Genomic DNA, 5,802 nt, shown 5'->3' on the forward strand with positions numbered 1-5,802 from the left:
TAATGTTCATCCATTGGCGATAAGAGATGAATATATTGAACTTTGGAAAAATAGTACGTACAATCTTTGTATCTGGAACGTCTGGATGTTTGGCGCCATTATAGACCTCAATAATAAACTGAGCCCTTTTGTTGTAGTTCTTTTTATTATACGCCATGAAGCAAAAATAAAAAGTAACTTTAACTTGTGCAACACGAGTTTTTGAGCAAAAAAAAACCCGACTGGATCCAGTCGGGTTTTTGCTATTCTATACGTATATTAGATAAATTTCCCTCATAATCGAGATCACAATATATTGCTTGCAAAATCAATGCGTTATAAGCGTTTTTTGCCCTGAAGGTAGTTTTAATAGCAAAGGAACTGTCTTTATTCATTCCGTTATTCCAGGTATTAACAATTTCCAGACTAGACGGGTCGTTTAAATTTTGTTTTAAATACCTTCTAATGGGTTTATAACCGCCTCTTAGTTCGTCAAAGTTTTTGTCTTCAAAACGTTCAGAGTATGTTTTTGTTTCAGTTTCTACTTTAGCTGCTGCTTGTTTTTCTTCATCCTTAGTACTGCTTTGTGTAAATCTTGCAAATAGACCTAAGGCAATGAATCCTATTATGATATAAATTATTTTTTTCATGTGTTCTTTTTTTTAACAGACTCCAAATGTAGTATTTTTTCTAATATTTTAAATCCGTCCAGTGAATTATTTTCCCAGTAAAATCTTCATTGAAGTAAGCGAAGAAATCCTCTACAGTATCAAAACCATCGTTTTGGGCTAACTCTTTTACTCGTAAAACTTTAAGTTTTCTCCCATTAATACAAACTGATTTTGCCTTTTCTCCGAAGTGGTATATCTCAATTGTTTGAACACTAACCACCGGCATAACCGGAGCAAATCGAAACATTTTCTTTGTCCTCACATTGATAAAAAAATCAATCATCATTCCGACTTTCCAACGGTCTTTTGGGTCTTCCCGGATAGTGTGAATTTTAGGTTTCGCTTCAACTAATTTTAAAAGTTTTTTATTGATGCATTCGTAATACATTTCAGGAAAGATGTACTTATTATCAATTTTATATTTATCCTCTATTGAAGCCCATATTTTTTCTACAAAGTCAGTAGGCTTTCCGTTTATTTGTGTGCTAAATCCTAGTATCATATTATCTTGTTTAATCGTTGTCAATTATAAATTTAACCCCTAAAATGGTTTTGACGTTTCTGTGACATTTTGCGCCATTGTAGCTCATTTTATTACATACAGCATATTTTGGAATAGTCATAAGTCCTAGATATTTTCCAACTACTTCAATAAATTGAACTAGGTCGTTATTTGTAAAGCTGCCTTCATACATTTTTTCATCTAAAAACATAATTAGCTTTTGTCCGTTGCTTGATATTGTTGGCTTTTCCATTTGTTCAATTTATTGAATTGCTATTAGTAAGTAGTTACCATCAACCGCCTATGATTGTGGGTAGAAGTTGCCGATACTCTCTCGAACATCTTTGTAAAACGCTTTTTTATCGTGATTTAAACATCTTGCATTATAAGAATCACTACCCTGTTTGTCGTGAAGCTCATTGCCTAAATCAGATAAAGCAGAAATAACTTCATCTACAATTAAAAAAGCTTTTCGCTTCAAATCTTTTTTTGCATAATCCGAACAATTATCCCATAAAGCTTTTGATATTTTACCGTTGTTTACTTTTTCTAAAATATCAGTTGCTTTTTCTATATGTGTCAATTTCTTTATAATTATACCTTCATTTTGTAGTTTTTCTTTAAATTCTTCTTTGGATAAATTCTGCTCTTTAGATTCCTTCCAAATTTGGTGTGCTGATTTTTTCATTTTGTATTATTTTAAAAATTAGTTTCGTTCGTGGTATGATGGTAACAACCGCTATATTTCAGCGTTGGTTTTGTGGAATTACCGTTATTAATAATGTTTTGTTTTCGGCAGAAAATCTGCGGTTCTATGTCACGCCGAAATTATAGCGGCAGCCGTTAGCAGGAATACTACGTTAACTGCTAAAATCGAAAGTTAGTTGTTGCACTATGTTTTTTGTGAACTGCTTAAATTCTACTTTATCAAAATTATAATTTACAATTCCTTCGATAACTAAAGCATATTCATCTTTATTAAATAATGCTTTCAAATATCCATTGTCATCGCATACTTTTTTAACCTTTTCTAGTGTTTTATTAAAAGCACTTTTCACATTTGAATTACTAAAATTTATATGAAAATCAACATCGTAATCATTAAATTCTTCCGTAATATCTAATATTAATTTTTCGTGATTATCAGTGTATAATAGTTCGGCAAGTTTTGAATTTCCCAATTTTTCACAAAATAAAAATATCGTTGCGATTCTTAATTTATCTTCAAGACTATAAATTTCTCTTGTTGATTCGTAAATTATTTTTTCTATGTCCATAATGAAAAAATTCGTGGTTAATAATCCGTACTCCTGCTAACACACGTCTTACCTCATGGTTGGCATTAGTGGAATTATATTTTCATAATTAATTTTTCGTTTAGCCGAAACTACTCGGTTTTTCAATCCAACCACGCGGTAAGGCGTGGGAACGTTAAGCTTTAGTCCAATCATCATTATAATACTGACGATTTATGAAAGTTGATAAATGAGCAATGGCGGTACCGGTTTTTGACAAGTATTTTTTATATCCTGGAATAGCAAGAAAGCATTTAATTTTGTCGGCATCTTTTAGTTTTTTGAACTGCTTTTCAGAGTCAAATTTTGATATTTTATGTCCGTACAAATTCCAAAGATTTTCAAAGTCTAAAACGGGAGCAGCTTTTGTAATTTCAAAGTTATCTTTGAGTTTTTTTGACATCCACACATTTTGCATAACATTTTCTGATGATGGAAAGTTAGAACCTGAAAATAGCCACGTTATTTGTTTCGGTGAGAGTGAACCGTCCAGAATTTCGAAACTTTTAAAATCTCCGTTTAAATGGTATTTAAACAGCCAGATATAGCCGTTTTTCTTGCTTTTTACAGTGTAAATTGTGAGTTGTTCCATTCTTGTAGTTCTTTTAGATTGTTAAACGTTGGAATGCCTAATTGGTCGCAAATTTCAACTTCAAGTTTTGCGCCTTTTGATCGCATCCAGTCATTAATTAGAATTACTCCATCACAACTCATAACTGTTGTGATACATTTTTTCATTGCCACATTCCACGGACATTTCCAATCACCCACAACTACTAAAGGATTTATAGCTTCAAAACCTAAATCAGTTAATTGCTTTTGAATTATGCCAAACTTCATTGTGCATTCGGCTATTGGTTCACCGGTTACTTTTCCGGCTATGTAAATTTTCTTTTTCATATTATTCTAAGTATAAACCTGTGTTAATTTGAGTGTGATAATTGCCTCCTTCAATGCCGGAGATTCTTTCTTTGTCCTGCTTTGATTTTTGACTGAGTTTTGAACTGTCAACCTGCGTGATCTGTTCATCATTGAAAATTTTTGATTTAATTACATACCTGGAGAAAAATTCAGCTTGTAGTTCTTTCCGTCGGGCGTTCTTGGTTTTGGCACTTCGACAGCGGTTAATAATGGGTACACAAACTTTTTTAAATTGCGCATTCATGTGACGCCTAAAGTATTCGTATGATGTAGACAATAAAACATAATCTAAATACTCCATATTGATAAAAATGCTTTTTCGGGTAAAGCCTGTTTTTGTGGCGTTGAACTCTTTGCCTTTAAAAAAGAAGCTGTGAAGCTGTACAAATAAATCTAAATCTAATTGAGTAGAATATTTAAACTCGTATTCTGTTAGATGGATAGTTAACAGATATTCTTCTGATAGATCATGTTTTTTCAAAAGCTTGTTTAAAGCAATTTCGGCAGCTGCTTTTTCACCTTCTGTCGTTCCGCGTTTTACGAGCTCGTAAATTTTGGCTATCTTTTCTTTTGTTGAGAGATTCATTTTAAAAGGTATTTTACAGGTTTGGTATGAATAAATGTTTTTGAAATTTCCCTGGCCTCCTGCTTTAATCGTTTATCGTTATCAAATATGCTTTCGGCTTTTAGCGTTGGTCGTTTGGGGTATTTTTTTTGTCTCATTATGCCAATTGTTGGTTTATATTTGCTGAAATTTGATTGATTACAATTTTATCATATTCGCACATTGGATAATTTGCCATCGAAACCAAGTACTGTTCTAAAAAGTGAGCTTCTACAAGTTCCAGACTAAAATCATATTTATCTTTTGCGTTGAACAGATCAGTAACCTGGTTAACTTGTAATTGCTTGGTCTTGAATTTCAAAACAACTTTATCCATTACACTTTTTGATACTTTGGCAATTCGACCTTTAGCAGGAGCTTTAGACGCCTGATCGAATACATAAACCAAAGCGCTAATTTGTTTTGCTGTTAATTTTAATTTTACTTTTGCTTTCATCTACGTTCGGTTTAAGAGTTGATTTGCGACCATGTCAAATGACAATACTGAATTTGATTATAACAATCAGATAAAGCGTTGTGAGCAGTTCCAGCATACTTGAAATTTGCTTTAATTTCAGGTTTGAAACTAACCAGAGTTCTTACACATCTTTCTTTTTTAAAATCCCAACAGATAGGTAATTTTGCTTTGTTATAGGCGTTTTGAAGTATTCCTAAATCAAATCTGGCAGAATTGCCCCAAACTTGATAATCTTTGTTACAGAATCCAGAAAAGGAGGTTAACGCATCAACAATATGAACAGTTCCGTTCAGAAGACTTTTACGAGCTTCATCGGTTTGTTTCATCCACCACATAATTGTATCAGCATTTACAATTAATCCTAAATCGATACATGATTGTAATGATATGTTGATATAAAACTCTTTGCCTGTTTGACCTGTGTTAATATCAAATTCCACTGCTGCCAAACTTATAATTGCAGAGAATGACTCATTAGCCATTGTCTCTAAATCTATCATTAAATGATTCATGTTACTTATATTTTTTTGTTCCAATGATGCACTACAATTGAATTCAGAGCAACTATTAATTTTTCAAGCTCTTTTTTATCCATATCCATTAAAGGCTTTTTAACGGGTGATTTATCACTTTTTAAAAAGTCACTTAGCTTGTCTAAATCGGCAACTTTACCCCATCTTTCACTAGGAACACTCCATTCTTTTGTAATACATATCGAACGTATTAATTTGTGAACTTTAGCATATTTGTGTTTTGGATCAAACAAGCCCCAATTTTTGTTATCTGTTTTGTTACCTCGAACAATGTTTTTTAGCTGCTGTTTTGGCTTCATGTAATCATCGATTGCGGAGCCGGTTCCGGTGTAGGTGTATGCTTTAGTTGTTGTCATAAGCCTTTAATATTTGAAAGGTTAAGAAGTAAAATCCCTGTATATAAATACCGTTATCCTTGTATAGCTTAGAAAAGTCAATTGTAAGTGCTGCACATCGTTTGTGCTTTTCGTTCAATTCTGTAGCTTTTTTAATGATTCTTTGTTTTAAATCCTCAATTCTGTCGGCATTTATTAAAGTACCTTCTAAAGTTGTTAAGAAGTTACTGAACTCTTCTTGTAATCTATTTTTTGTTTGTGTCGAGTGACCTAGATAAACAAAATAATGTGTTGCTTGCTTTGCCATATTCCTGATTTTTGTAATAATTATTAATATTCCTTTTTTGTGTAATGTTGCTCCTGAGTCGGGATTCGAACCCGCAGACTAAAAGTCATCCACTTTTTAACTCAGGAAACCGAATTAACTAACCTATTTTCTTCTAGTTATATATTCGAATATCAAACCCACCATAACAAAAAAACC

13 protein-coding genes are annotated in these 5,802 nt (G+C 32.5%); 1 reads left to right on the forward strand and 12 read right to left on the reverse strand.

What is annotated here, in order from left to right; all coding sequences use genetic code 11:
• Positions 1-205 (forward strand): hypothetical protein (locus tag GXM17_RS21690; protein WP_208796472.1); only part of this gene is annotated, 205 nt, incomplete at its 5' end.
• Between the two features lie 37 nt (positions 206-242).
• Here GXM17_RS21690 and GXM17_RS20880 read toward each other — a convergent pair.
• From GXM17_RS20880 to GXM17_RS20935, 12 genes are all read right to left on the reverse strand, one after another.
• Positions 243-629, reverse strand: a complete 387-nt coding sequence (locus tag GXM17_RS20880) for a hypothetical protein (RefSeq protein WP_163401456.1) — start codon at positions 627-629, stop codon at positions 243-245.
• A gap of 40 nt (positions 630-669) precedes the next feature.
• The gene (locus tag GXM17_RS20885; RefSeq protein ID WP_163401457.1) at positions 670-1,152 is read right to left on the reverse strand and encodes a hypothetical protein; all 483 of its coding nucleotides are present in this window, start codon (positions 1,150-1,152) and stop codon (positions 670-672) included.
• Between the two features lie 10 nt (positions 1,153-1,162).
• Positions 1,163-1,405, reverse strand: a complete 243-nt coding sequence (locus tag GXM17_RS20890; RefSeq protein ID WP_163401458.1) for a hypothetical protein — start codon at positions 1,403-1,405, stop codon at positions 1,163-1,165.
• Between the two features lie 48 nt (positions 1,406-1,453).
• Complete coding sequence (locus GXM17_RS20895; protein WP_163401459.1) at positions 1,454-1,840, reverse strand: hypothetical protein; 387 nt, start codon at positions 1,838-1,840, stop codon at positions 1,454-1,456.
• Positions 1,841-2,012: 172 nt separating this feature from the next.
• Positions 2,013-2,429, reverse strand: coding sequence for a hypothetical protein (locus tag GXM17_RS20900; protein ID WP_163401460.1), 417 nt, complete (start codon positions 2,427-2,429; stop codon positions 2,013-2,015).
• 154 nt (positions 2,430-2,583) lie between these two features.
• A complete protein-coding gene (locus GXM17_RS20905; RefSeq protein ID WP_163401461.1) occupies positions 2,584-3,039 on the reverse strand; it encodes a hypothetical protein in 456 nt (151 codons plus the stop codon).
• A complete protein-coding gene (locus GXM17_RS20910) occupies positions 3,012-3,347 on the reverse strand; it encodes a DUF4406 domain-containing protein (RefSeq protein WP_163401462.1) in 336 nt (111 codons plus the stop codon). The genes GXM17_RS20905 and GXM17_RS20910 overlap by 28 nt, the downstream gene beginning before the upstream one ends.
• 1 nt (position 3,348) lies before the next feature.
• Positions 3,349-3,954, reverse strand: coding sequence for a hypothetical protein (locus GXM17_RS20915; RefSeq protein WP_163401463.1), 606 nt, complete (start codon positions 3,952-3,954; stop codon positions 3,349-3,351).
• A gap of 136 nt (positions 3,955-4,090) precedes the next feature.
• Complete coding sequence (locus tag GXM17_RS20920) at positions 4,091-4,429, reverse strand: hypothetical protein (protein WP_163401464.1); 339 nt, start codon at positions 4,427-4,429, stop codon at positions 4,091-4,093.
• An 11-nt stretch (positions 4,430-4,440) separates the two neighbouring features.
• A complete protein-coding gene (locus GXM17_RS20925; RefSeq protein ID WP_163401465.1) occupies positions 4,441-4,962 on the reverse strand; it encodes a 3'-5' exonuclease in 522 nt (173 codons plus the stop codon).
• A gap of 5 nt (positions 4,963-4,967) precedes the next feature.
• Positions 4,968-5,339 (reverse strand): hypothetical protein, encoded by a 372-nt coding sequence (locus tag GXM17_RS20930; protein WP_163401466.1) that lies wholly within the window; start codon positions 5,337-5,339, stop codon positions 4,968-4,970.
• Complete coding sequence (locus tag GXM17_RS20935) at positions 5,326-5,625, reverse strand: hypothetical protein (RefSeq protein ID WP_163401467.1); 300 nt, start codon at positions 5,623-5,625, stop codon at positions 5,326-5,328. Before GXM17_RS20935 ends, GXM17_RS20930 begins: the two co-directional genes overlap by 14 nt.
• Between the last annotated feature and the right edge of the window lie 177 nt (positions 5,626-5,802).

The sequence above is a fragment of the Flavobacterium fluviatile genome (assembly GCF_010645065.1).
GTDB classification, from domain to species: domain Bacteria; phylum Bacteroidota; class Bacteroidia; order Flavobacteriales; family Flavobacteriaceae; genus Flavobacterium; species Flavobacterium fluviatile.